We start from the raw sequence: 24,980 nt of genomic DNA, 5'->3' as shown, positions 1-24,980 counted from the left end.
CCAATACGTTCTATATCAATGTTTATTTCTTGTAGGTAATTCTATAAATAGCACCCAACTGCTCATCCGTCAGCAACATAGAGCCATCGGGCAATTGCATGAAGAATGTAGGGCGACCCCAGAATGATTGATCAGCAGGATTCATAAAGCCGGTAATGAATGGTGTGATCTTGGCATTCTTGCCATCAGCATCTGCTTTGACCGTCACAACGTCATAGCCAGACTTGATGTTGCGGTTCCATGAACCTTTACGAGCAATAAATGCCACATTTTTATATTCAGCAGGGAACATATTGCCGGTATAGAACTTAATACCCATTGCAGCGGCATGAGCACCTAATAAGGCAACAGGTTTAGTGACACCCTCACAAGCATTTGGCTTAATGATTTTGTCATCAGGCATATTGCCTTCATGACAATAAGGGAAGCCAAAGTTTTCACCTTTTTTGGCGAGGATATTCAGAGTGTCATTCGGCTTGTCATCCCCCATCCAATCGCGGCCGTGGTTTGTAAACCAGAGTTGTTTGGTAACGGGATGCCAATCAAAGCCTTGGGTATTTCTAACGCCGGTGGCTAATACTTCCATGCCTGATCCATCTGCGTTATAGCGACGGATCTGAGCATATTCAGGTGTCGGCAGTTCGCAAATATTGCAAGGCGCGCCAAAAGGTACATACAACTTACCATCCGGCCCGAAAGCTAAATATTTCCAGTTGTGATGTTGCTCTGGTGGCAAATTGAACTTAGATGTTAGATCGACTGGTGCCACATTGGGATTTTTGCCAATGCCGTCGTAGCGTAAGACTTTATCAATCGCCATCACATAGAGCGATCCATTTTTATAGGCAACACCTGAAGGCTGCACCAACTTATCCACTACAACTCGGCTGGTACGCTCTTTGCCGTTATCGCTAACTTCATAGACACGACCAATTGCACGGGTACCGATGTAAATCTTTCCGTTATCACCCATAGCCATTTCACGAGCGCCAGGAATGCCAGTTGCATAGACTTCAATCTTGAAGCCCGGCGGCAATTTCAATGTATTGAGTGGAATTTCATTTGCTGGGGTAGCAGTCATCTTGCCAGCCAATGGCGCAAGCTTAGAGGTGGACATATCTGCACCCATGCCCTGCTTCCATGCTGGCGCTGGTGCAGCTGCCGGCTTAGGAGCCTCAGCAACAGCAGCAGTATTAGTAGAGCAACCTTGCAAACCGATTAGTGAGGATGCCAATAAAGCGGCTGCCAGTGGGATGAGTTTATTCATCGCCGGCTTATTCATTGCGTTCATTTAAATCTCCCATATTTCATATTTCTTAGTATTTATTTTGACTTCTGCACTATTTAAGCACTCTTTTACTCAGGGGGCTAGCCCATTTTCTAGGGTAATGCCCTATATAACTAAGACTTAGAAGGTAATGCGTGCACCAACAGTGACTGCCTGGGGCATGCCCGCCTGATATGAGGAAGCCTGGGAAGCAATATTGAAGGTGACGTATTGGCGATTTAATAAGTTCACGACAGATGCAAAAACTGATGCCTGAGGGGTAACTTGATAGTTAGCCTTAAGGCCAACAATTGCATAAGCTGGCACAGGTAAAGTACCTGTTGCCATCCAAGAGTTGCCTACATAACGCACGGTGGTTGTCAGACTTGCTTGCGGTACTGGGTAATAGGTAATCGCCGCATTGGCCATATTCATCGGTACACCGCCAACTTGTGCGTTAGTTGGGTCGGTCGTCGCAGTCCACGTCAATACAGTACGTGTATAGGAATAACCACCATCCAAAGCCCATTGCGCATTGACATCATGGTGATACTGCAACTCAATACCGCGACTTAAAAGATTTTGTTGGTTCGTGTAGTAACTGACATTGGTATAGGCTGAGCCTGCAGGAATATAACAACCTGTGGAAGTGCCAGTAGCTATACCGTTAGCACTACAAAGACTATAGGCATACGCTGAATTAGCGCTGGTAATTTTGTAACTAGCAATCGCATTTTGAATATAGTTATTAAAAGCAGTGAGCTGAGCGAAGCCACTCTTCCAACGGTAATCTGTTCCTACTTCGTAGCCCGTCATCGTTTCGGGGGTTAAATTTGGATTCGCAAAAGAATATCCACTAACTGAATTGCCGTAACTACGCAATGTGTTATTCATACTAGGCGCATGAAAGGCTTGATATGCAGCGCTCCGCAAATCCCAATTTTTGTTTGCTTTATATAACAAGCCTAAGGTTGGGCTGAGCTGGGTCTTACTTTGATTCGGCACTCCCTGATAGACAGGGTTCGAACCATTGGCGCCCGCATTGTATGAAGTCGGTGTTTGACTATTCCAAGCATCGACTCGGGCACCTAAAGTTGCTTCGAGTGGAATCGTGCTTGCACTCGATTTAATTTGACCTAAGAGGCCATAAAAATTTTGTTGGCCCTGTGCGTAGCTCACAGAATTGACAGCACCAGCACTACTGAGGGTATTGGTTTGATTAGATGCCGAGATATTTCTGGCATCAATGCCAATAATGTATTGATCAATTCCAGCAACCTTTAAATCATGCGTGTATTGAGCTGATGCGCCAACCGTTGAGTAGGGATCGGTGTAATTGGCATTGATATAAGGCTTATAAGGTGCTGCCGTTAAGTTATTGGCCGTTTGCTTATAAAAGTTCGTATTTTGATAGTAGACATTCACCTGAACTTTTTTATTCACGTCAAGATTGGTGGTTGAGCCACCTGCCACATCTGCCGTCTGAATCAAATTTGGGGCAATGGCGTAGTTATTACTGAGATCCGCCATCGTGCTATAGCCCAATCTCAGGAACGCATTGGTATCTTGCGTAGGCTTAAAGTAATTTTGGAGACGGATATTGGAATTCTTGACCGCATCGGTACCCATGCCATTTTTAATATTGCTAGGTGACCCGGGGGAAATCGTAGCGTAGTTCTGAAAGCCTTCACTGGAAAAGTAATCGGCAGAAAAACGCATTTGCATCGCATCTGAAACAACGAGATCTTTAGAGGCGGCAACATTACCCGTCGCAAACGAACCAATACTGGCAGATACTTCTTGAGAACTATTTTTAGGTGTTTTAGTGTTGATATTAATCACACCACCCATACCGTAGTTGCCATATAAGCTAGAAACACCACCGCGCACAAACTCAACCGATTCAATCGAAGACATCGGCACTAAGTTCCACTGTACCGTTCCATAGAAGGCATCATTTGCAGGCAATCCATCAATTAATACTAGAGTGCGACCGTAACCTAAACCACGAACGTTAATACTTTGGCCTGTAGGATCTTTTTGGTAATAAGGCACATCATTTAAAAACACACCTGGCACATTCTTGAGCACCTGATCAATTGTTTGATCTGGAGATGACTCCAAGACTTCTTTAGTGAGGATCGTCGTATTCAGCGACATTTGATCTAATTGAGTGCCAGAACGCGTGGCATTGACTACCATGTCATTGAGTTTTTGATCGTAGTTCAGGGGCGGTGCAATTTGCGACCAAGCTTGACTTGATTGCAGAAGAAATATGAGGGTCAGCGCATTAGCGCTAAATCGCAGTTGCTCAAGCATGACTATTACTAAGCGCGACTACCATTACTTTTTCTTTGCTTTGCTCTTACCCATCAAAGAAGCTAGCATCGGGTTTGCCTCTGCTAGCTCTTTTTTGGTTTTAGCATGCGCTTCAGCTGCGCCAGGCTTAGGAGTCTTGGCAGCATTCTTCATCCGTTGAGCAGTGGTCAAGGCCAAGTTCTTATAGAGATCGGTTTTTTTCATTGCCATGACAACTACTCTTTTTTATTAAGGATGAAGTGAATGACTTAGTGAATGACTGAGCGAATTATTTTGTTAAAGACTTAGCTGCAAAGCCCAAGAACAATAATGACCAACCCTGAAGCAACAATTCAATCGCAATTAAGAGTCCTGGCAACCATAAACTTGATGATGGGAAACTATTCATGATGAGTACACCCATCAATATAGAAATCGCCGCGGATAGGGCAAGCCAGAACCACTCAGCAAAATGACGATGCTGAAATGCTGAAACCAAACGCAAGAAGCCAGTGATAAAGAAGATTGCAGCTAACCACAAAGTAATTGCCTCTAGCGCTGGAATTGGAAACGCCCATACATAGATTGCAGCGCCAATATATAAAACAGCAAAAACGAGCTGAACACTGACACTCTTCCAGCCAGTAGATTTAAATGCATGGGCACCCTGCAGTACGCCGCCCGCAAATAAGAAGATGCCGAGAACATTGACAGAGATTAAAGAAAAGAGAACCTGACCAGCAACACCAATCATGCCAAGAATGATGAACAAAACACCAAGCCCGATGAGGGCGCCTGGAACTTTTGCCGCTGCACCTAATACATTCGTACGAATTGCTTTAATTTGATCTACAGATAAATCGGCCATTTGGAACCTTTTTAGTTATCACTACATCATTAGAAATACATCTTGATTAATACTTAAAGGCGATCATCCACTGAATCAATAAACGCTCGCACTGCCTGGTTAAATCTTGTTGGCTGCTCAATATTTGATAAATGCGCTGCGTCTTCAATAATAACCATCTGCGATCCATCAATGAGACGATTCAGCACAATACCTTGATCTACCGTACAAGCAGGGTCATGGCGACCAGATAGAACCAGTGTTGGCGCTTTGATCTTCAGCAACATCGTGCTTTGTGCCATGTCGCGTACCGCACTACCGCAACCGATATACCCATCCACATTGGTTGCTAAAATCATTTGACGCACTTTTTCAATATCTTGTGGAGCGCGTTCTACAAATGGCGCGGTGAACCAGCGGCCAATCGTGCCATCCACCAAACCAGTAAGACCTTGTGAGCGAGCTGTTTGAAAACGGTCTTCCCACAAACTGCGGGGTGGCATTTCACTAGCAGTATTGCAAAGAGAAAGTGAGCGAATGCGCTCAGGATAACGCGCACCCAATTGCTGTCCAATCATCCCGCCAATTGAAAGGCCCATGAAATGCACCTTCTCAATTTTCAGTGCATCCAATAGACCAACTGCATCATCAGCTAATTGGGCAATGCTGTATGGGCCAGGCACAACTCCAGACTGGCCATGCCCTCTTTTGTCATAACGTAGCACGCGATAGCGATCGGCAAAAGCAGGCACATTCCAATCCCACATGCTGCCATTGGCCATCAAACTATTCGCCACCAAAAGTACTGGGGCATCCTGGGGGCCATCAAATCGATAGGCAATGTCAACGCCATTTACGTTAACGGTTTTAGTATCTTGTAATTGGGTCATCTGTCTCCGCCTTTTTTGGATCTACCGGCCTCTATTTATCTATTTTTAAGACCGTGTTAGATTATCCAATGAAATACCCTAGAAGGTATTCACATGCCACTATAAAAACGACGCTATAAAAGTCATAGGAGACACGATGTTGACATCACTAATTCAGGGCAAACGCGCCCGTATGCTTGGCAAGCTCGCTCTGATACTGAGCCTCTCCGTCTCGGCGGTCATAGTCAATGCCCAAAGCTACCCTAATCGCACTGTCAAGATGATCGTGCCTTTAACTACTGGCTCCGGGGCTGACATTGCTGGACGAGTCGTCGCAAAGAGCCTAACCGAGACTTGGAAACAACCTGTCATTATTGAAAATCGTCCTGGTGCTGGCGGACTGATCGGGACAGGTGTTGTAGTCAACGCTGACCCAGATGGTTACACCCTGCTCGTGCAATCGGCTTCCTATGCAGCGAACCCTGCTATTTATAAAAAATTGCCTTATGACCCACTCAAGAGTTTGATTGATGTGGCCATTCTTGGGCAAACACCTTACGTCATGATTACCGCTGCAGACGGCCCTTATCAAACGATTCGTGATTTAGTGATCGCGGCAAAGTCAAAACCTGGTGAGATTACCTTTGCTTCAGCAGGCGTTGGTAGCTCTACTCACCTGGCTGCTGAGTACTTCAATCAAATGATGGGCATCAAACTCATTCATGTTCCCTATAAAGGATCGCCAGAAGCGATTTCTGACACCATGTCAGGCCGCACTGCTTTTTATATGGCACCACTGGATACCGCGATTGGGCAACTCAAAGGCGGTAAGGTGCGCGCCCTCGGTATCACTAGCAAAACGCGTAATCCCGCCGTTCCAGAAATTGCTAGCATCGCTGAACAAGGCTATCCCAATTTTGAGATTGGTCTTTGGTTTGGTGTTTGGGCGCCAACAGGTACTCCAGCTGCAGTAGTTAAAAAGATTAATACCGACATCAACCAATCGATGCAAGATCCTGAAGTCAAAACAGCTTATGAATCCAAAGGCATCAAAGCAACGCCAATGAGCCCAACTGAATTTGGCAAATTTGTTCGCGAAGAAATGGCGAAGTATCAAAAGATTGCCAAAGATGCGAATATTGAACCGCAATAAAGCAATTGACCAATCATCCTTCAGCGCCTCTGTGCCAAGCCCCTGACCCTGAGATACGATCTCCAAAGATTGCGTTTCCGGTTGGGGCTGTTGATTGTCATGCTCACGTCTGTGGTCCTGCGGCTCAATTTCCGTATGCGCAAGAGCGCATATACACACCACCAGATGCTAGCTTAGAAAACTACAATTTTTTGCTGCACATGCTTGGTGTGGACCGCGCAGTTCTAGTCCAACCAAGTGTATATGGTACCGATAACAAAGCGATGCTTGCAGCACTCAAGGCAGAACCCAAAAAGTTTCGTGGCGTAGCTGTTATCCCCACCAATCCAAATACATTGAGCGACAAAGAGTTAGAGCAACTGAATATAGCCGGTGTGCGCGGCATTCGTTGCAATATTGTAGATGTGGCTGATCAGTCCGCTGGCTTACCAACACAAAATCTAAAAGCTTTAGCAGATCGCATCGAACCGTTTGGCTGGCATCTTGAGCTACTCATGCATGTGAATGAATACCCCAACCTTGCCAAGACCTTTGAAAACTTTCCGGTAGATTTAGTATTTGGTCACTTTGGTTACAGCCATGCAAAACATGGAGTAAATGATGCAGGATTTCAGGGCTTATTAGAGTTGCTCAAAAACCAACAGGCCTGGGTCAAGATGACAGGTCCTTATCGTATCTGCGATGGCGATCTTCCATATGCCGATATGCGTCCGTTTAATGATGCCGTTATCAACACAAACCCTAGGCAACTCGTTTGGGGTAGTGACTGGCCCCATGTGATGGTCAAAAAGCAAATGCCTCACGATGCTGATCTGTGTGACCTATTTGGCGATTGGGTTACAGACCCAAGCTTAAGAAAATCGATCCTGGTCGATAACCCCTGTATCCTATATGACTTTCCGGCAATCAATTTGTAAATAAGCCAACAAATACAGTAGAAAGAAGTTTTATATGGATACCACCCTTACCGTCATCTTAGGCATTGTTGCGATGTTGCTACCCCTAGTGGTAGGTCGCCTAGTTTGGAAACGATTTGATCAATGGTTTGGTCGTAATGATGAAGCTTATATGGATAGCCTGGAATATTTCCTCAAGAAAATTGGCTTCACCGTACTTGTTGCCTTCATTCTCTTATGGCTTGGCATTAGCCTGGTCTTTAATGGCAATGGCGCTCCATTAGCCTGAGCAATATGAACGATCAACTGAAAGCCATTCTGTCCAAAGCAAAGTTGAACTTTGCGATCTTAGCTAGCATTCTGACCATTGCCGTTTTGGGAAAATTTACTAACCCAGAATTAACCAATTCTATTTTTGTTACTGCAGACCAATTGGTTTCAGAACTCTATTTAGTATTTGTTGCAATCACCTTGGGCGCATTTATACCCAATTTCAAACTAGTAGCCTTTGGATCGATTGGTGTTTTTATAGCAGCCGCGATACTCATTCAGCTGAAGGTCTTTAACCACCTCAGCACTGAATACCTATTTGCAGTACTGATTGTGACTCTGGGGTTTGCGTCAATTGCTAACTTATACAGGCACTATCGGGAACACGGGTTGTAAACCACGCTGTTCTAGTGGCCTTATTATTTCTTGATTTTTCAAGAATTTTCAAGAATAATACTGAAAAAGTGGAGAAAGCCCATGGGCACTATAAATTTAAGCAAATTTTCCTCTCAGGCCAACCCTGAGATTTTAAATGTTCTTCATCAGATTGCTGACGCAGAGGGTCGGAAATTTCATGCAGTTTTGGATGAAGCATTCCGCGACTATCTCAGCAAAAAAGGGATTGCAATCAATAGTCGAAAGGTAATGTCTCACTTTGCACAAAGCTTGCAGGAGTTTGAAGAGCTTTATAAAGAGCTGGCCAAGTAGTGATTTACCCCTCGCTCGAAGACCTCATGTTGATGCATGAGGTCTTAATTAATAGATTTGGCGGATCGACTGGAGTTAGAGATAGAAACGCTCTAGAAGCAGCGCTTTATCGAGCTCAATCTGGCTACTATAACGATGTCATTAGCCAAGCAGCAGCCCTATTCGAAAGCCTCGCCATCAACCATCCATTTGTAGATGGAAACAAAAGGCTTGCGTTTGCCGCAATGGATACTTTTTTGCGCTTAAATGGCTTTCGAATATATGCAACTCCGAAGGAATCCCACATCAAAATTATTAGCATGTTTGAAAAACATGAATTAAACCATCAAGTTATTGATAAATGGTTACGCAGCGTAAGCAAGCCCTCATAGCCCAAAACAATCAAAATCTTCTCTCAAGCAACCCCTTTTTATAATTAAAAAACGATCAAATCACCACCAAGACCAATTGGCCTCATGCTTGTGGCTAGCTTCAAAGACGGGATCAAAATCATGGTTTCCGAGCCATTGCCGCATCACTCTGTCGTTTCTGGTGCGCCGACGCCGATCAAATATCTTGCGATACCATCGCGGCGCCCCACTTCCCATAGTGATTTCTTTGTCAGAGTGAAAGATAGCAATTGCTTTTCTTCCAGCGGGCGAGTGTTGATCATGACGAATACTTGGGCCTCCTTTAATAAATAAGTCCCAATCTTTTAAAACCCATACATATTCATGCCGCTGATTTTTACGTCTAACTGTTCGTGACATAACAAATTCCTCAAATTCTTGTTAAAAAGTTATGTCATATCGATCTCCAGAAATAAATGTGTTGGATAAAAAAATTAGCGCAAGCATTTTTAGTGCTTGCGCTAATTTTAAAGAAGGGAATATCCACTCAATTGGAGTGGTCAGGTTTAGCTGTTCTTATAACTTTTCATTACTTCTCCAATGCGCCATAAATCACAGCATTCAATTGCTCACGATGTACCTTACGTATTTCGCCTGGCGCTACACCCATCATGACCACCACCATTTGTTCTTTAGGGTCTGCCCAAAAGATGGTTCCGTATGCGCCGTTCCAGGTGAAATCGCCAACGTTGCCGTTAATCGCTGACAAGCCTCTATCAGTGCGAACTGCTACACCCAAACCGAAGCCATAACCTACGCGACCTGGCTCAGTACCGCCGACATTATTTTTAATATCTTTGTTTAAGTGGTTTGATGTCATAAATGCTACTGTCTGCGGACCCAATACTTTCTTACCTTCAAGACTGCCACCATTGAGCAGCATTTGACCAAAGCGAATGTAGTCACCCGCAGTGGAATAGGCACATGAGCCACCGCAATCAAATTTCACCTTCTGTGTATGAATATCAACCTTTTGTGGCTTACCAGTAAGCGGGTCAATCGGCAAGGGTTGCGCTAAGCGAGCACGATCTTTTTCAGCCAAGTCAAAAGTGGTATTTGGCATTCCGACTTTATTCCAAATACGCTCCTGCATGACTGCGCCCAAAGGTTTACCGGCAATCTTTTCCTCAATGATGCCGAGCACATCCAAACCAAAACCATAATCCCATGCAGTGCCTGGCTCATAGAGCAATGGTGCACTGGCTAACTTATCAATAAATTCTTGGGCATTGTATTGAACGGCTGCGGGCGCTGAGCCTGCTGGATAAAACTTATGTACTGGTGTTGCGCCACGACCGCCATAAGTGAGACCATTGGTATGGCGCATGAGATCTTGAACAGTAATGGGATTTTTTGCTGATACGGTAGTGAGATTGCCGTCAGCATCAATCTTGCCTACTTTCATGTCTTTAAATTGCGGAAGCCAATTAGAGATCGGTGCATTGAGCGGCAACTTCCCTTCTTCATAAAAAGTGAGTCCGCCTACAGCAGCCATCACCTTAGTCATCGATGCCAAATTAAAGATGGCATCCGTTGTCATAGGTTTGTTGTTGGCTTTATCCAAATATCCATAAGGTTTAAAAATGACTAACTTGCCATTCTTGGCAACCGCCAATACGGCACCGGGCATATTGTTAGCAGCAATTTGATCAGCAAAGAACGCATCAATTCGTTTGAGACCTTCCTGGGTAAATCCTTGGCCAGGAGTGCTACTGAGAGGCAAAGGTGCTTTTGAGGTATCTGCGGCAAAACCTGCACCAGTCGTCATTAGTCCGAAGCTGAGGGCGGCGGCCAAGCCAATTTGTTGGAATTTTTTCATGCTGTCTCCGTTTTTGATGTTTTGGGGCCTAGCTTGCGCCCTCTTTTTTAAGATTTAGGCCTATTGAAGCAGACTTTTAGGGATCGGGGTCTATTTCCAGCCTATATATCTCTAAGTTATATAAGATCAATTTTTAAGTATTTGGATGAATATAGAATAACCCTGACAATCGTGGGCTATGTATAAATATGACCACATTGACCAAACCCTTGTAGATCAGAGGGTTGCACAATTTAGAGACCAGGTGGCTAGGCGTCTTGATGGCAGCCTTGCGGAAGAAGAGTTTCGGCCCTTAAGACTGCAGAATGGCCTCTATCACCAGCGTCATGCCTATATGCTGCGGGTTGCCATTCCTTATGGTCTATTTAATTCCAAACAATTGCGCACCATGGCGCTCATTGCCGAAAAGTACGACCGTGGTTACGGTCACTTCACGACTCGTCAAAACATTCAATTCAACTGGGTCACACTAGAAGACACTCCCGATATTTTGGCAGAGCTTGCCAAAGTAGAGATGCACGCCATTCAAACTTCAGGTAACTGCATTCGTAATATTACGAGCGATGCATTTGCTGGTGTCGCTGGTGATGAATATGTTGATCCACGACCTATATGTGAATTACTCCGTCAGTGGTCAACACTACATCCTGAATTCGCACACTTACCGCGTAAATTTAAGTTTGCCATCAATGGCGCAAAAGAAGATCGCACTATATTGCTTTGCCATGATGTTGGTATTGAACTCAAGAAAAGTCCGAGCATCAATCATGGTGAACTGACTGCAGATATCTATGCAGGTGGCGGTATGGGTCGCACACCAATTTTAGGCTCACTGATCAAAACAGATTTGCCATGGCAGCTACTACCAAGCTACCTCACAGCCCTCTTGCGGGTCTATAACCGCTTTGGGCGTAGAGACAATCTTTACAAGGCTCGCATCAAGATCTTGGTTAAGGCTTTAAGTCCTGAAGAGTTTGCTCGACAAGTTGAAGGTGAATGGATCCATATCAAAAATGGTGAAGACAATTTCACTAAAGCCGAGTGGGATCGTGTTGCAAAACACTTTACCAAGCCTGCTTATAAAAGCTTGCCAAAACTCTCCAATGAGCAAGTGATCAATACCGCTAGTGAAACAGATAGAGCAGCATTTGCAAGATGGTTAGAGCGCAATGTGAAGCCTCATCAAATTCCTGGTTATGCCAGCGTGGTTTTGTCACTCAAACCGCATGGCTCCGTAGCGCCTGGTGATGCCACTACCGCACAGATGTTAGCAATTGCCGATTTATCAGATCAGTATAGTTTTGGTGAATTACGAGCAACCCATGAACAAAACTTAGTATTGGCTGATGTTGAGCAATCTAAGCTCTATGAACTTTGGCAAGAAGCCAAAAGGCAAAAAGTAGCATTGCCAAATATTGGCTTACTTACCGATATCATCGCCTGCCCAGGCGGTGACTTCTGCTCTCTAGCTAATGCCAAATCCCTCCCAATTGCTAAAGCCATTCAAGAGCGTTTTGATGACTTGGATTACCTATTTGATCTTGGTGATATCAGTTTGAACATTTCGGGATGCATCAACTCCTGTGGTCATCACCATGTTGGCAATATCGGCGTCTTGGGTGTCGATAAAGATGGTGAAGAGTGGTACCAAATTACCTTAGGTGGTGAGCAAGGTAATGATGCCGCTATTGGCAAGGTTATTGGTCCTTCTTTCTATGCCGATGAGATTCCTGATGTTATTACTAATGTCATTAATACTTACGTCAATAACCGCAGTGAAGATGAGTCCTTTATCGATGCCTTTCGCAGAATCGGCGTGACACCTTTCAAAGAGGCTGCATATAAAAATAAAGACGAAAGCACCAAGAAAAAAGAGAAGACGCAATCTGCAGGGGCTACATCATGAGCGCCAATCCACAAATCATTGCTGCACATGATCAAATTTTGCATTTCCCTAAAGGTAGCAAACCAATCATCGAGAATAATGAATGGCTTATATGGAGCGGCAAAAATAGTAAAAACAAAGATGAAGGTGCGAATTCAACGCTCCCAGATTTAGAGCACAGCAAAAAGAATGTCTTGGTACCATTTAGTTGGTGGATAGTCCATCACAACGAAGCAAATGTACTAGCAAAAGCGAAAGCAGGTCAGATTGGCGTCTGGTTTGCTGCCGATGAAGATATTCTGAAGCATGCTGACATGATTGAGCAAGGTAAAACCCTATGGCCAGTAGTTGCGGCTCACTTCCCAATCTTCAGAGATGGTAGAAGCTTTAGTACTGCAGCAATTCTGCGTAATCGCTTCCAGTGGACTGGCGAGATTCGTGCGATAGGTGACGTGTTGATTGACCAGCTATTGCAGGGTGCTCGCGTTGGTTTTGATAGCTTTGCACTACGTCCTGATCAAAAGACGGATATCGCTCTAAAGCAATTTGATTTATTTACCGTCACCACGCAAAACAGTTGGCGTGGCAAACGCTCTTTACTGGAAGCTTGAGTCGAGCATGAAAAGCAATCTTCCATCCCTCAGTAAAGTATATTTAGTGGGTGCCGGCCCTGGGGCTGCCGATCTCATTACAGTGCGCGGTGCAAAACTGCTTGAAAAAGCAGAAATCGTATTTCATGATGCTTTAGTAGAGCCTGAAATGCTATCCCTTTGCCCGCAGGCAGAACTTATTCCAGTAGGTAAACGTTGTGGAAAGCTCTCTTCTGCACAGCAATTTATTAATAAGCGTTTAGTCGATGCTGCCCAGAAATACCAAACGGTGATTCGCCTTAAAGGTGGTGACCCGATGCTCTTTGGTCGTGCCGATGAAGAAATACAAGCACTTAAAGATGCGGGCATTGAAGTACAAGTAGTACCGGGCATTACTGCAGCGCTTGCAGGCGCGGCAAGCATTCAACAATCACTGACTTTACGCGGAATCAGTAGAAGCGTTGCTTTTGTAACATTAGCGCAAGGCGCCGAGAACCTGACTGCTGGGCAACCTATTTCCAATCCAAGCGCTGACACTCTTGTCTATTACATGGGACGTAAAGATGCCGCTCAGATTGCACAACAATTAATTACCCAGGGAAATAATGGTAGTACTCACAAGCAAGATACGCCTGTGCAAATTTTAGAAGCCGTGAGTACACCTCGTGAACGTCTTTGGTCTAGCACTCTTGCAGAGTTAGCCGATGGCAACGCAGATGCTTGGTTTGATAGTAGCTCACCAGCCTTAATTATGGTGGGCGAAGCTTTAAGAACTAAAGATACACAATCTGAATCCGAAGACTCAAAGTGCTCTAACGCCAAAGTCGATGATGGCCTGCAAGACAGCCAAGTCTTCGCCAACAGCAGGCGTCGTGCTTAAAGTAATTTGGGGGAATTTTTCCCGACAGGAATCAAGCAATACCGGAAAGTCATTGCGCAGGTGACCACCCTGACCAAAAAACACGGGCACCACAGTAATCTGAGTTGCCCCCTGAGCGCTTAATGCGGCTACTGCCTCATCTAGGGAGGGTTGCATCATCTCTAAGAAGGCCAGCTCAACTGGAGTTCCTGCATGCTGCGCACTCCATAAAGTAGCGAGTCGGTCAAAGGGCTCACGCCAACGAGGATCTCTTGCGCCATGGCCAAAAAGAATGATTGCCTTCATAAATACCTATAAACTCCAATACAAACTCACATCATTAATTAATCTATATTTAACAAGCTTAACCGCAAATGCACAATGGTGTTTTTGTTTCTTCCTAGATAAGGCTCTTTTATGGAACTGCTTCACTCCCTAGCCAGTCAAACATGGTTTATTGTGCTCATGGCTATAGCTCTCATTGGAGGGGTGCTTTCTGCCGTTCATCATGCTGAGGTCGTGGCCCACAAGACGGGTGAGCCCTATGGCGCTCTCATCCTAGCGATCAGCGTCACTATCATTGAAGTTTCTTTAATAATCTCCATGATGCTTACTGGGCATGATGGCTCTGAATTTATCGCCCGCGATGCCGTGTTTGCCACCGTGATGATTGTGATTAATGGCGTGATTGGCTTGTGCATTTTTATTGGAGGCCTTCACCATCATGAAATGTCTTTTCGCAATGAGGGTACAAATTCAGCATTAGCGGTATTAACAGCTTTGGCGACCTTTATTTTGGTCATGCCTATTGTGACCACTAGTACGCCAGGCCCAGACTTTACGAAGAGCCAATTGGCTTTTGCTGGCATTGCCTGTTTTGCTCTATATGCAGCATTTTTATTTTTTCAGACAGTCAGTCACCGCGACTACTACTTACCTAAAACTGAAGAAAAGAAAACTGATATCAACTTTCATGCGCCTAAGCCTAGCAATCTTAAGACTACTGTTAGCGTTGCGCTACTGATAGCCTCATTAATAGTAGTTGTAGGATTGGCAGAACTTCTGAGCCCAGCCATTGAAGCTGGAGTTAATGCAGCTGGGGCGCCTAAGACTATCGTGGGCATTGCCATTGCGATGTTGGTACTTTTACCAGAAGGTTTTGCTGCTGTTCGAGCAGCCAAAGCCAATCGCCTGCAGAGCAGTCTAAATCTGGCTTTAGGGTCTGCGCTAGCCAGTATCGGGCTTTCGATCCCCACAATTGCTGCTATTGCCATTTACTTTAATCTACCGCTCAGCCTCGGTATCAGCACCCTGAATATGACGTTGATGTATCTGACCTTCTTTATTGGCGCACTCACACTCGCCATTGGCAGAACAACCCTATTGCAAGGTGTGGTTCACTTGATCATCTTTTTTGAATACCTGTTCTTAAGTCTAGTGCCCTAATTTAAGTCTAACCTTTAGAAGCAAAGGGGTTACTCACCGTCTCGTCGCTTGGACAAACCCATGAGCATTGATATTTTGACAAACGGATCAGGACCATCACCTTTCTCATAAGCCGCAATAGCTTTGATCATCTGGGCATCATAAGAGGGATGGGCGATACACAAGCCCTACTCCCAGGCAGCATCAATTTGCTCATCATCCAAACACAATGTGACCTCTTTAGCGCATTGATCACAATAGCGCACATTCTCATTTTCAGTGGGCTTGAGCTCTACCCAATTGAGCGGGCAAGCATCGATTAGCGTCAATGGTTGGATTAAGCGGTTGCATAGACACCCCGCTTTTAGCGGCATTACTTTTACTCAATCACCAGAACTCTCAGATTTACAAGATTTACAGAGTCCGCAGACCTCACAAAACACTTGGATGGAGCGCACCATCTATCGGCCTGACGGGATCATGCCAACTACCGTACGCGAATACCTATCTGAAGTACAAAACCAGGGTGAAGTTTGGAAAAAGATGCCAAAAAGGATGCTACGACATAGAGTGCTGCAGCAATGCGCGAGGTTGGCAATGGGGATTAATGTTTGCAACACCAATGAAAGGTCCGACAAACCGAGATCTAAAAATAAAACTATGACGCCAGATCCACATCAACAGGCTAACAAAAAGATAATTCAGGAACCTAATCAGCAATTTAAACACACAGAAAAATTGAAGCAAATGCTGCAATTGTCGATATAACGTTAGCAAACAATCTTCCAGCTACCAAAAGCACAATAACTTTGGATGAGCGTTTGTCTACCCCACTTGTGCTGGGTAGTAACCAGGCACCAACTTTTTGAGAGCATCTTTTATTAACCTGGCATCACCTGTATCTAGCGCCAAAATTAGTTTTTCAAGCTCTTGCTGCAAATGATCCCAAGGCAAAAACTCCTCGTGCGCCTTCATAATTTTAGGGTGAGTGGTTGGCTGTGGATTGTCGCCAATCAATAGCTCTTCATATAGTTTTTCACCCGGACGCAAACCAGTAACTTTGATTTCAATATCACCATATGAAGTTTTTTCATCTTTAACTAATAGTCCCGATAAATACACCATCTTAGTAGCCAAATCATAAATACGCACCGGCCCACCCATATCCAAAACAAAGACATCACCCCCAACAGCCATTGCGCCAGCCTGCACTACCAATTGAGCCGCCTCTGGAATGGTCATGAAATAACGCGTCACTTCGGGATGTGTCAGAGTGATAGGGCCACCTTGAGCAATTTGACTGCTAAAAAGGGGAGCAACCGATCCAGATAAACCCAATACATTGCCAAATCTCACCATTGAAAAAATGGTTGACTGATTGCGCTGGGCTGCAAGATCTGCCATTGCCTGCAAAACCAACTCCGCAATACGCTTGCTAGCTCCCATTACATTAGTTGGCCTTACAGCTTTATCAGTGCTCACCAAAATAAAATTGCTTACATCAAAATCCAAACTCACTTGAGCGGAAACTAATGTTCCAAAAACATTATTTCGAATGCCTTCAGCAGAATTCTGCTCCACCAAGGGAACATGCTTATATGCAGCAGCATGAAAAACGGTATTTGGAAGTTTATCTCTGAAGATTTTCTTGAGCGAATCCTTGTCACGCACAGAAGCTAGATAGGGCACCAATTCAATTGATGGTGCCCTATCAATTGAAGAAACTTGATTATCATCAACCATTGCCAAGCAATCATTGTCAAGGCCAGCGATAACCCCCTTTAATTCCTCATATATCAAATAAAGGGAATGTTCACTGTTATCAATCAGAATTAAGGATTTGGGGGAAAATTTAATAATCTGACGACATAATTCACTTCCAATGGATCCGCCTGCCCCAGTTACCAAAACCGCTTGATCTCGAATATTTTTCTCCAAGAGCTCGACTTTGGGCGGGACTGCCGTCCTACCAAGCAAGTCATTCATATCTAAATCATGCAAATCTGATACCTTGACTTTGCCTGAGGCTATATCAGTAAACCTAGGCAGGGTGCGAACACGAACCCTGCAATCATTTAGCGAGGTAATAATTTCAGATCTTCGATGCGAGCTGACAGAAGGAATGGCCAACAGTACATCCGATACTTCAAGTTGCTGAATAAGACCCCGTAAGTTAGCACTAGAGTAGACAGCGATACCGTTAATTGTGCTTCCCTGCAAATGAGCGCCGTCATCAATAAAGCCCTTACAAATTATTTCATTGTTGCTAGACAAACTCGCAGCCAATTGACGACCCGCTGAACCAGCGCCATAAATTAGCACAACAGATTGAGGAATATGAGATCCCTTTTGATTTACTTTGATGCCGCCCAACCATGATCGCGCCAAATATCGACAAGCACCAATACCAATGAATAATAAGATTGGCTGAATAACGCCGATGGACCTGGGCACACTACCTACCCCAAAGATCGTAAATATGCAGAAAAAAATACCGCTGTAAACAATGAAAGCGCGCACTATTGACGAAAAAGCAATCAAACCGATATATCTAAAAATTGCCCGATATAAACCAAAAGAAACAAAGAGGGGAAAGGAGAGTCCAATAGAAGTGGCGAATACCATCCACTGACTATTTTGGAAATAACCCCACCAATCCAACCGAAGTCCAAACGCTAGCCAAACACTTAATCCACAAATCAACACATCGCAAAATACCACCAAGCCTCGCTTAATCAAGCGAGGCAAACCTAAAAGCGACTGTTTAACTATATTAATTGGCACAAATAATTATAAATTACAGCATTAAAAAACGGTCGAGCCCATTAATTAATGGGAAATTAGCCACTACAAGTAAATCAGGAAATATTCGTGCATGCAACAACAAACATGGCTTGTTAATGCATAACCTCTAGAAATCTTTTAAATACCAATCAGCGGCCAATATAACTCCTTTGGAAACAGTAAAAAGAGGTGAATAACCCAACATTCTTTTTGCCTTAGTGATATCAGCCTGCGAATGCCGAACATCTCCTTTTCTAAAACCCTGATAACTCGGCGTGGTCATTAAAACATCTGGGCGAGCTCTGCTTAAGGCGTTTTTCAATAAATCAAAAAGTTCATTAAGGGTAGTTCTATCCCCAATCGCTATGTTATAAACCTGATCAATTGCTAAATTATTTTCTGTAGTTGCAGCCAATAAATTAGCCTGCACCACATTTTCAACATAGCAAAAATCACGGCTGGTTTCCCCATCTCCATTCACATGAATTTTATCGCCATTGATCATTGCAGCAATCCATCTTGGTATAACGGCGGAGTAAGCCCCTATAGGGTCCTGCCTCTTTCCAAACACATTGAAGTATCGCAATCCAATACTCTGTAATCCATACGTCCTTGCAAATACGTCTGCGTAGAGCTCATTGACATATTTTGTGACCGCATATGGAGAAAGGGGCTTGCCAATTCTTTTCTCAATCTTTGGAAGATCTGGGTGATCCCCATAAGTAGAACTGGAGGCAGCATAAACAAACCGCTTTACCTTAGAGTTCCTGCTGGCAACTAACATATTCAAAAATCCTGCTATGTTCACATCATTCGTACAAATAGGATCCTCAATACTTCGCGGCACGCTACCTAATGCAGCCTGATGCAAAACAAACTCAACTCCGCTACAAGCCAAATCACAATCTTCTAAATTTCGAATATCTCCCTCTATGAAATTAAAATTACTCCATTGCTCTTGCGACACCAATGAATGAACTTCATCTAAATTTTTCCGATAACCAGTAGAAAAATTATCTAGACCAACCACTCTCTGATCAAGCTTGAGGAGTGCCTCCAAAAGATTGCTGCCAATAAAGCCAGCGACACCAGTAACCAACCAAACATGCTGTTCATTTTTTAATCTCTGAAGAAGATCGTCATATGCAGGCAATTTTGCATCCATTTTTAAAGTCGCAAATCACTTTGATTAGCATTAAAAATATATTTCAAATCATAAAGAATGTGCCTTTCTTTTCCCATAGATCTTATTCTCCCAATACCCATCTCCTTAAATTTTTGATGAGCGACTGCCAAAATAATTCCATCATATTTTTCATTGTTTAAATGTGGCAAAATTTTGAGTCCGCATTCATGCAAAGCCTCTTCTGAGTCGACCCAAGGATCGTAGACATCAACTTGACAGTCGTAATCCAAAAGTTCGCGATAAACATCAACAACTTTAGAGTTTCGGACATCAGGGCAATCCTCCTTAAAGGTCAAGCCCATAATTAATACCTTTGCGCCACGCACCTGAATGCTTTGCTTGGTCATTGCTTTAACCATCTGACTAGCAATATAAGGGCCCATGCTGTCATTTACCCGACGGCCAGCCAAAATCACCTCTGGGTGATAACCAATCGCCTGGGCCTTATGAGTTAGGTAGTAGGGGTCTACACCAATGCAATGACCGCCAACTAAACCAGGGCGAAATGGCAAAAAATTCCACTTTGAACCCGCCGCCTGCAAAACCGCTTCGGTATCAATTCTCATTAAATTAAAAATAAGAGCCAGCTCATTAATTAAAGCAATGTTTAAATCACGCTGCGTGTTTTCAATCACCTTCGCAGCCTCAGCAACCTTGATACTTTCAGCCTTATGGGTGCCCGCCACAATAATCTGCCCGTAAAGCATATCAACCAAGTTAGCTACCTCAGGCGTAGAGCCAGAGGTAACTTTCTTAATATTTGCTAGACGGTGTTCTTTATCACCCGGATTGATTCGCTCTGGACTGTATCCAACAAAAAAATCTTTGTTAAATTTAAGGCCAGAGATCCTTTCTAAAATGGGTACGCACTCTTCTTCGGTGCAACCTGGATAAACGGTTGACTCATATATGACAATGTCGCCAACCTTTAAAACTTGGCCGATCGATTGCGAAGCTTTGATAAGGGGGGCGAGATCGGGCCTCTTATGTTCATCAATCGGCGTTGGCACAGTTACAATAAAACAATTGCATACTCGCAAATCTTCGAGATTATTACTAAAAATGAGCTTGTCAGCCCGCGACAGCTCATGAGCATCCACCTCCAAAGTTGAATCAATGCCCGAGCGCAACTCTTCAATACGCCTGAGATTCAGATCAAAACCTATTACTACCCTATTTTTACCAAACTCAACAGCAAGTGGCAGACCCACATAACCCAGCCCAATAATGCCCAATTTCATTTGATCTAGTTTCATATACAAAGATTAACTTTGAGAATAGTGGCAAAAATACCAGACCGTGAATGTCCAGCATACAATCCTTAAAAAATTACTTTAAACACCACAAAGTACGAAGCCTCAACTAAAGCTAAAATCCTAAAAATAAAAGCTAAAATGCTATCGGTCGATTGTATATCAAAATAATTTAAGGCAAAAATATCAAAATGATTAATAGTCATACTATTGACGAAAAAAAATTTAAAATTGACCGTTTTTTTTCGTTTGCTATATTAATAATGGGAATGGTTCTTATTGATACCATTCCACTGCCGAATACAATTGCCATTAGAAATATTTGTCTTTACTTGGGTGCATTTTTTTCCATATATTTTATTTACTCTGAGATAAATGAAAAAAATGCGAGTCTTTTGACTATACCCGCCATTATTTTTTTAATAATTTTATGGGTGATTTTTTTATACTTTTACCATCCAACAATACAGTCACAGCAACTTATAGAACTTAAAAGTTTATGGCCCCGATCTTTTGCGGCCACTATTTTTGGAGTCGGATTAGCTGTGATTTTAATAAGAAAGGTCCATCTAGCAAAAATTTTTTTTATTAACTACTTTGTATTAGCGCTAGTAAATCTAATATCCTGCCTCATAGAAATTTATCATGCAAAAACAATCCCCGTTGTAGATTATTTTGGAATTTTCATTACAAAGGCCCCGGCCACTTACTTTTTAATATTTCCTTTTTTAATAACGATTGGCTATTTGGATAGTCTTATCATGAGATTTTCCAACTTGAAAAATATTTTTCCTAGAATCATAACTACATTAGTTATATTGATATTTTGCATATTTTCTCAATATCTTATGCAAAGCCTAAATGGATTATTAATAGCGTTTGCAGTTCTTTTGATTCAGGCTGGCCTATTTTTAACCACACAAACTAAAATTAAAATCCGAGATAGATTAATTTTGGTTTTGAGCGCCCTAATAATTATCGCCGGATTTAGCTATGTATATTCCACCCAAAACAACAAATTAAAAAATATAATTCTTGACGCACAAGTTGGCTTGCAAATTAACGAATACCCGCAGTGGCGCTACGATAGCCGAGATTCCGGCCTGCCAATTGTGGTGGATGAAAGAACTGTCAATGGAAGCACCTTCTATAGGGTCGCATCCATTAAAAAAGGCTTGGAGATTATCGCCATAAATCCTGCAGGAGCTGGATTTACCTTTCTTCCTTATGGTTACTACTTAAAGCTGGAATATCCAAATGCAAGATCTGACCACACTCACAGCGGGTGGATCGACTATACGCTTGGGGTTGGCATTCCGGGAATGCTTCTCACTTTACTAGCAATTTTATATGGTTTGCATCATGCCGTTTCCAATAGATTCAATCAAGTTGGAAATGCTGACCATCAAATACTTAATTCAATCTCGATGTGGGTATTATTAGGCTTAACTTTACTTTGGACAATTCTTGAGGTAAGTGAAAAAGAATATATTGAGTATCTATTTTTTTCGATATCATTATTTGGCTCTATAGCCTACATTATTCATGAGCAACAACAATATGACTAAAAATGCCATAGTAGTCTTGGCTATAGGTAAAAAATATGAAGAAATACTGCGGTCTCAAAAGCCACAGCTTGAAGCATACGCTGCACGATGTAATGCAAACCTTGAAATTCGCACTGAACCACCTGATGAATTAAATAGAGGCCATTTATTTACACAAAAACTGCTACTCCCTAGCCTATACATTCAATACGAATGGATTGCGTTTTTAGATCTTGATATCGTTATTTCAAGCATAGCACCTTCAATTTTTGACAGCATTCACCCAAACAAAGCATTTGGAGCGGTAATTGATCAAAGAAAATCTAGATGCTTCAGGATGGCCAATAAATACTGGCACCGACAAGAAAGGCTTAACCAAACCGCAGTCGATTTGTTTTATTCCGAAAAAGGATTTAAGCCCCATCCAAAGGTTAAGGCAACAATAAATGGTGGTGTATGGCTTTGCAAGCCCATAGAGATAGCACATATATTTAAGAAATTCTATGAAGAATCAGTACGAAATAATCAAGCGGATTATATTTATGAGGAAATACCAATGAGCTATCTAGCTCACACAAATGACCAATTTTTTCCACTAAACCCAAGATTTAACAAGCAAGTAATATATGAAATTTTTAAATTCGGCGCCCCAATGTACTGGATATGTCGAATTCAAAAAAAAATTAACAAGCGGCTCGAAAAATATTTAGGACTTGGTGAGAATTACTTCATCTCATCTTGTTATAGAAAATTTATCACTCAACTTCTGGGAAAAAATTACATACTGCATTTTTCAGGAAATTTTCCGATTCCAAAAAACTCTAAGAATACGATCTCTAAGAGTTCAATGTCAGACTAATATAAAGTATTTCATAATCAAGATCATTCGCCTGCTCTTTGCATATCGCCTGTGGGGCTATGTAGCGCCCAATAAAATTGCTCTTGTCTTTCAGTACGGGCATCTTACTCAATCTGCCAAAGAAAATTCTCTTTAGAATCCTTTTACCTCGCATAGATTTTGGAATCAAGCCGAAAGATGAGGCAAGCTTTTTTAGCTTTTGCCTAAATTTGAATGAAAGATTTTTGTTTAACGCCGCCAATTCAAATCCACCAGAAACAGTTAATTTCATGTCCAACTCATTAGCGGCATTAATATAAGCAGAAATATCCAGGTAATTTTTGCTAAATTGACTCTTATTAAAGCCTTCAATACTGGGGTTAACGGAGGAAATTAAAATTACTCCATTAGGGTGCAAAATCTCTTTCAGTCTTTTAAGCAATCCAATTGGATCTTCAAAATAATAAATCGCCTCATGTATCATGATCACGTCATATTTAGCCCCTCTAAAATCATGGGACTCAATATCATCATTAAAGAAAACAATATTTGGATTATATTTTTTTGCTACTGAAAGCAAATTTTTATCAATGTCTAAGGCAAATACCTGCTTTGCAACAGAAGCAATTAGTGGTAACCCAGGACCAGATCCACAAGCAACCTCCAAAATGGTCTTCCCTTTACAGTATTCGACCGACCAGAAGTACCTTTGCACAAATCTATCTATCTGCTGCTGAGTAACCAATTCATCTGGAAACTCAGTCACTTCTGTAAAGTTAGTATTTTTTTTCATAAACAACTCTGGAAAGGGCTGAAAATACAATAGTGGAAACAATCAAGCCATTTGCCAAAAACACCGAAGTAATTGATCCAAAATTTATGACCCAAAATAAATAGACGAGAAAACCATACCACGCGCAGGATATCAAAGTCTTTGGCTTAGAAACTATGAAAATATGAAAGCATGAGATTATTACACCTAATATTATTGAAACCAAAATAACTCCCATGTATCCAAAATCACAATATGCATTTGCTATATAAGCTGCGTTATTATGGCCAGAAAAAATGCCACTCGGGTAAAGATATTTATATATCTCATTTTCTAAGTAAAAATTAGGCAGCTTAAATAATTGCAATATAGGCCTTAGTAAAGTTGCTCCATATTGAAAGTCAATAATGTTGCCACAATAGCTAATATAGTTATAAACATCATTTGTGGGGCCCACTACAAGTCTGTTATAAATTTTCACAACAGTCTCTAAGAAGCTATTGTTATAGATTGGCATAGTTATAAATATCGGCACAAGCACGATTGAGCTAAGAGCGAGGATAAATAGCCTGTCATCCTTGAAAAATTTAACCAGGTAGATAGCGATAACTAGTCGCAATAGAAGTGCCGCAAAAGGAGCTCTGGCCATTGTATAAAGAGCGTAATAGCTAATGGTTAAGCAAATAGGTATTGCAATTAAAAGTTTTAATCTTGAGAAATTTTTAATTAAGGATAAAACTAAAATACATAGCACTATAGGAAAGATGGTCGTACGAATAAAAAGTAATGGGTAAAATAAGATGGTGGCGGATCCAAGTCCCCATCTAGGATCTAACCATTTAAAACTTCGCTCCCTCTCAACAACAAAATAATTCTCATCCCCCATACGACCAATCATGTGAAGCAAAGGACCGCCATCTGTTTCCCTAACATACCAAATAATTAAGGGAAGACATACCAAAAAGATGGCTACCGAAATTTTATATACCGCTTGGAGTTGCTGCTTACTGTCTACAATTTCTCCATTTAAAAACTTACTTGTTTCATGTCTAACGTCCTTAGAAAGCATGACTGGTATCGAAATCCCAATCATCAAGAAAGTAACCCCTAATAAGTTTGCGATTAGATACTTCGTAAAATACAATCCTGGTATTACATGCTGAAAATACCCATAATTTTCATCTACCAAACTCACGATCACGCTATCCCCAGCAGGGGGGTTCAGGCAAATCATCACTACATAGGAAGCCACCGTCGTAAAAAGGAAGTTTTTGTAAAAATTTGAAACACCAAATCTTTTAATGAGAAAAGCCATTCCCGCTGAA

The 24,980-nt window shown here is 42.4% G+C and carries 26 protein-coding genes; 13 read left to right on the top strand and 13 right to left on the bottom strand.

Features of this window, described 5'->3' with window-relative positions; genetic code table 11:
* Positions 1–22: 22 nt before the first annotated feature.
* From FD968_RS01875 to pcaD, 5 genes are all read right to left on the bottom strand, one after another.
* Entirely contained in the window at positions 23–1,291 is a 1,269-nt protein-coding gene (locus FD968_RS01875; RefSeq protein ID WP_251367603.1) for a sorbosone dehydrogenase family protein, read from the bottom strand.
* 117 nt (positions 1,292–1,408) lie between these two features.
* On the bottom strand, positions 1,409–3,586 hold the full coding sequence (locus tag FD968_RS01870; protein WP_215367110.1) for a TonB-dependent receptor: 2,178 nt from the start codon (positions 3,584–3,586) through the stop codon (positions 1,409–1,411).
* Positions 3,587–3,610: 24 nt separating this feature from the next.
* Positions 3,611–3,796, bottom strand: a complete 186-nt coding sequence (locus FD968_RS01865; protein WP_215367109.1) for a hypothetical protein — start codon at positions 3,794–3,796, stop codon at positions 3,611–3,613.
* 58 nt (positions 3,797–3,854) lie between these two features.
* Positions 3,855–4,433, bottom strand: coding sequence for an HdeD family acid-resistance protein (locus tag FD968_RS01860; RefSeq protein ID WP_215367108.1), 579 nt, complete (start codon positions 4,431–4,433; stop codon positions 3,855–3,857).
* A 53-nt stretch (positions 4,434–4,486) separates the two neighbouring features.
* Entirely contained in the window at positions 4,487–5,302 is an 816-nt protein-coding gene (gene pcaD / locus FD968_RS01855; RefSeq protein WP_215367107.1) for a 3-oxoadipate enol-lactonase, read from the bottom strand.
* A gap of 136 nt (positions 5,303–5,438) precedes the next feature.
* Between pcaD and FD968_RS01850 the strand changes: the two genes are divergently transcribed.
* Genes FD968_RS01850 through FD968_RS01825 form a run of 6 tightly spaced genes read left to right on the top strand, consistent with a single transcriptional unit; the run spans position 5,439 to position 8,679 of the window.
* Complete coding sequence (locus FD968_RS01850; RefSeq protein WP_215367106.1) at positions 5,439–6,434, top strand: tripartite tricarboxylate transporter substrate binding protein; 996 nt, start codon at positions 5,439–5,441, stop codon at positions 6,432–6,434.
* A gap of 5 nt (positions 6,435–6,439) precedes the next feature.
* Positions 6,440–7,351 carry an amidohydrolase gene (locus tag FD968_RS01845; protein WP_215367105.1) on the top strand — a complete coding sequence of 304 codons (912 nt, stop codon included), beginning with the start codon at positions 6,440–6,442 and terminating at the stop codon, positions 7,349–7,351.
* Positions 7,352–7,385: 34 nt separating this feature from the next.
* Entirely contained in the window at positions 7,386–7,619 is a 234-nt protein-coding gene (locus FD968_RS01840) for a hypothetical protein (protein WP_215296358.1), read from the top strand.
* 5 nt (positions 7,620–7,624) lie between these two features.
* Complete coding sequence (locus FD968_RS01835; protein ID WP_215367104.1) at positions 7,625–7,996, top strand: hypothetical protein; 372 nt, start codon at positions 7,625–7,627, stop codon at positions 7,994–7,996.
* 30 nt (positions 7,997–8,026) lie between these two features.
* The gene (locus FD968_RS01830; protein ID WP_251367602.1) at positions 8,027–8,308 is read left to right on the top strand and encodes a hypothetical protein; all 282 of its coding nucleotides are present in this window, start codon (positions 8,027–8,029) and stop codon (positions 8,306–8,308) included.
* Positions 8,308–8,679, top strand: coding sequence for a type II toxin-antitoxin system death-on-curing family toxin (locus FD968_RS01825; RefSeq protein WP_251367601.1), 372 nt, complete (start codon positions 8,308–8,310; stop codon positions 8,677–8,679). The genes FD968_RS01830 and FD968_RS01825 overlap by 1 nt, the downstream gene beginning before the upstream one ends.
* 60 nt (positions 8,680–8,739) lie before the next feature.
* Here the strand turns inward: FD968_RS01825 and FD968_RS01820 are convergent, their stop codons facing one another.
* Positions 8,740–9,057: a hypothetical protein gene (locus tag FD968_RS01820; protein WP_215367103.1), complete on the bottom strand. Its 318-nt coding sequence runs from the start codon at positions 9,055–9,057 to the stop codon at positions 8,740–8,742.
* A gap of 169 nt (positions 9,058–9,226) precedes the next feature.
* Positions 9,227–10,516, bottom strand: a complete 1,290-nt coding sequence (locus FD968_RS01815) for a serine hydrolase (RefSeq protein ID WP_215367102.1) — start codon at positions 10,514–10,516, stop codon at positions 9,227–9,229.
* A 178-nt stretch (positions 10,517–10,694) separates the two neighbouring features.
* On the opposite strand from FD968_RS01815, the gene FD968_RS01810 reads away from it, so the two are divergent.
* From FD968_RS01810 to cobA, 3 genes are read left to right on the top strand one after another with little or no spacing between them, the layout of a single operon-like run.
* Positions 10,695–12,422, top strand: a complete 1,728-nt coding sequence (locus FD968_RS01810; RefSeq protein ID WP_215367101.1) for a nitrite/sulfite reductase — start codon at positions 10,695–10,697, stop codon at positions 12,420–12,422.
* Entirely contained in the window at positions 12,419–13,012 is a 594-nt protein-coding gene (locus FD968_RS01805) for a DUF934 domain-containing protein (RefSeq protein WP_215367100.1), read from the top strand. The genes FD968_RS01810 and FD968_RS01805 overlap by 4 nt, the downstream gene beginning before the upstream one ends.
* Positions 13,013–13,019: 7 nt before the next feature.
* Positions 13,020–13,871 carry a uroporphyrinogen-III C-methyltransferase gene (gene cobA, locus FD968_RS01800; protein WP_215367099.1) on the top strand — a complete coding sequence of 284 codons (852 nt, stop codon included), beginning with the start codon at positions 13,020–13,022 and terminating at the stop codon, positions 13,869–13,871.
* Here the strand turns inward: cobA and FD968_RS01795 are convergent.
* On the bottom strand, positions 13,794–14,156 hold the full coding sequence (locus FD968_RS01795; protein ID WP_215367098.1) for a sirohydrochlorin chelatase: 363 nt from the start codon (positions 14,154–14,156) through the stop codon (positions 13,794–13,796). The genes cobA and FD968_RS01795 overlap by 78 nt on opposite strands.
* Positions 14,157–14,267: 111 nt before the next feature.
* On the opposite strand from FD968_RS01795, the gene FD968_RS01790 reads away from it, so the two are divergent.
* Together FD968_RS01790 and FD968_RS01785 are read left to right on the top strand one after the other, a co-directional pair.
* Complete coding sequence (locus FD968_RS01790) at positions 14,268–15,296, top strand: calcium:proton antiporter (protein WP_215367097.1); 1,029 nt, start codon at positions 14,268–14,270, stop codon at positions 15,294–15,296.
* A gap of 264 nt (positions 15,297–15,560) precedes the next feature.
* The gene (locus FD968_RS01785; RefSeq protein ID WP_215367096.1) at positions 15,561–16,043 is read left to right on the top strand and encodes a recombinase RecT; all 483 of its coding nucleotides are present in this window, start codon (positions 15,561–15,563) and stop codon (positions 16,041–16,043) included.
* Between the two features lie 57 nt (positions 16,044–16,100).
* On the opposite strand, the gene FD968_RS01780 is transcribed toward FD968_RS01785, so the two are convergent.
* The 3 genes from FD968_RS01780 to tviB all read right to left on the bottom strand — a co-directional run bounded on the left by FD968_RS01780 (position 16,101) and on the right by tviB (position 20,501).
* Complete coding sequence (locus tag FD968_RS01780) at positions 16,101–18,059, bottom strand: nucleoside-diphosphate sugar epimerase/dehydratase (RefSeq protein ID WP_251367600.1); 1,959 nt, start codon at positions 18,057–18,059, stop codon at positions 16,101–16,103.
* Positions 18,060–18,186: 127 nt separating this feature from the next.
* Positions 18,187–19,224 (bottom strand): NAD-dependent epimerase/dehydratase family protein, encoded by a 1,038-nt coding sequence (locus FD968_RS01775; RefSeq protein WP_215367095.1) that lies wholly within the window; start codon positions 19,222–19,224, stop codon positions 18,187–18,189.
* Positions 19,225–19,226: 2 nt separating this feature from the next.
* Positions 19,227–20,501, bottom strand: coding sequence for a Vi polysaccharide biosynthesis UDP-N-acetylglucosamine C-6 dehydrogenase TviB (tviB, locus tag FD968_RS01770; RefSeq protein WP_215367094.1), 1,275 nt, complete (start codon positions 20,499–20,501; stop codon positions 19,227–19,229).
* Positions 20,502–20,689: 188 nt separating this feature from the next.
* On the opposite strand from tviB, the gene FD968_RS01765 reads away from it, so the two are divergent.
* A complete protein-coding gene (locus tag FD968_RS01765; RefSeq protein ID WP_215367093.1) occupies positions 20,690–22,066 on the top strand; it encodes an O-antigen ligase family protein in 1,377 nt (458 codons plus the stop codon).
* Complete coding sequence (locus tag FD968_RS01760; protein WP_215367092.1) at positions 22,044–22,904, top strand: hypothetical protein; 861 nt, start codon at positions 22,044–22,046, stop codon at positions 22,902–22,904. The genes FD968_RS01765 and FD968_RS01760 overlap by 23 nt, the downstream gene beginning before the upstream one ends.
* On the opposite strand, the gene FD968_RS01755 is transcribed toward FD968_RS01760, so the two are convergent.
* The gene (locus FD968_RS01755) at positions 22,882–23,676 is read right to left on the bottom strand and encodes a bifunctional 2-polyprenyl-6-hydroxyphenol methylase/3-demethylubiquinol 3-O-methyltransferase UbiG (protein WP_215367090.1); all 795 of its coding nucleotides are present in this window, start codon (positions 23,674–23,676) and stop codon (positions 22,882–22,884) included. The genes FD968_RS01760 and FD968_RS01755 overlap by 23 nt on opposite strands.
* Positions 23,660–24,970, bottom strand: a complete 1,311-nt coding sequence (locus FD968_RS01750) for an O-antigen polymerase (protein ID WP_215367088.1) — start codon at positions 24,968–24,970, stop codon at positions 23,660–23,662. The genes FD968_RS01755 and FD968_RS01750 overlap by 17 nt, the downstream gene beginning before the upstream one ends.
* Positions 24,971–24,980: the final 10 nt, after the last annotated feature.

Source organism: Polynucleobacter sp. AP-Titi-500A-B4 (genome assembly GCF_018688095.1).
Taxonomy (GTDB): Bacteria; Pseudomonadota; Gammaproteobacteria; order Burkholderiales; family Burkholderiaceae; genus Polynucleobacter.
This window is presented reverse-complemented; position numbering and strand designations above follow the sequence as displayed.

Bases quoted from the DNA above. Each gene is read 5' to 3' on its own strand.
- FD968_RS01865 (WP_215367109.1), bottom strand. From the start codon at position 3,796: ATGGCAATGAAAAAAACCGATCTCTATAAGAACTTGGCCTTGACCACT.
- FD968_RS01875 (WP_251367603.1), bottom strand. From the start codon at position 1,291: ATGAACGCAATGAATAAGCCGGCGATGAATAAACTCATCCCACTGGCA.
- cobA (WP_215367099.1), top strand. From the start codon at position 13,020: ATGAAAAGCAATCTTCCATCCCTCAGTAAAGTATATTTAGTGGGTGCC.
- FD968_RS01775 (WP_215367095.1), bottom strand. From the start codon at position 19,224: ATGGATGCAAAATTGCCTGCATATGACGATCTTCTTCAGAGATTAAAA.
- FD968_RS01870 (WP_215367110.1), bottom strand. From the start codon at position 3,586: ATGCTTGAGCAACTGCGATTTAGCGCTAATGCGCTGACCCTCATATTT.
- FD968_RS01810 (WP_215367101.1), top strand. From the start codon at position 10,695: ATGTATAAATATGACCACATTGACCAAACCCTTGTAGATCAGAGGGTT.
- pcaD (WP_215367107.1), bottom strand. From the start codon at position 5,302: ATGACCCAATTACAAGATACTAAAACCGTTAACGTAAATGGCGTTGAC.
- FD968_RS01765 (WP_215367093.1), top strand. From the start codon at position 20,690: ATGATTAATAGTCATACTATTGACGAAAAAAAATTTAAAATTGACCGT.
- FD968_RS01835 (WP_215367104.1), top strand. From the start codon at position 7,625: ATGAACGATCAACTGAAAGCCATTCTGTCCAAAGCAAAGTTGAACTTT.
- FD968_RS01755 (WP_215367090.1), bottom strand. From the start codon at position 23,676: ATGAAAAAAAATACTAACTTTACAGAAGTGACTGAGTTTCCAGATGAA.
- FD968_RS01760 (WP_215367092.1), top strand. From the start codon at position 22,044: ATGAGCAACAACAATATGACTAAAAATGCCATAGTAGTCTTGGCTATA.
- FD968_RS01750 (WP_215367088.1), bottom strand. From the start codon at position 24,970: ATGGCTTTTCTCATTAAAAGATTTGGTGTTTCAAATTTTTACAAAAAC.
- FD968_RS01840 (WP_215296358.1), top strand. From the start codon at position 7,386: ATGGATACCACCCTTACCGTCATCTTAGGCATTGTTGCGATGTTGCTA.
- tviB (WP_215367094.1), bottom strand. From the start codon at position 20,501: ATGAAACTAGATCAAATGAAATTGGGCATTATTGGGCTGGGTTATGTG.
- FD968_RS01820 (WP_215367103.1), bottom strand. From the start codon at position 9,057: ATGTCACGAACAGTTAGACGTAAAAATCAGCGGCATGAATATGTATGG.
- FD968_RS01795 (WP_215367098.1), bottom strand. From the start codon at position 14,156: ATGAAGGCAATCATTCTTTTTGGCCATGGCGCAAGAGATCCTCGTTGG.
- FD968_RS01790 (WP_215367097.1), top strand. From the start codon at position 14,268: ATGGAACTGCTTCACTCCCTAGCCAGTCAAACATGGTTTATTGTGCTC.
- FD968_RS01860 (WP_215367108.1), bottom strand. From the start codon at position 4,433: ATGGCCGATTTATCTGTAGATCAAATTAAAGCAATTCGTACGAATGTA.
- FD968_RS01815 (WP_215367102.1), bottom strand. From the start codon at position 10,516: ATGAAAAAATTCCAACAAATTGGCTTGGCCGCCGCCCTCAGCTTCGGA.
- FD968_RS01805 (WP_215367100.1), top strand. From the start codon at position 12,419: ATGAGCGCCAATCCACAAATCATTGCTGCACATGATCAAATTTTGCAT.
- FD968_RS01850 (WP_215367106.1), top strand. From the start codon at position 5,439: ATGTTGACATCACTAATTCAGGGCAAACGCGCCCGTATGCTTGGCAAG.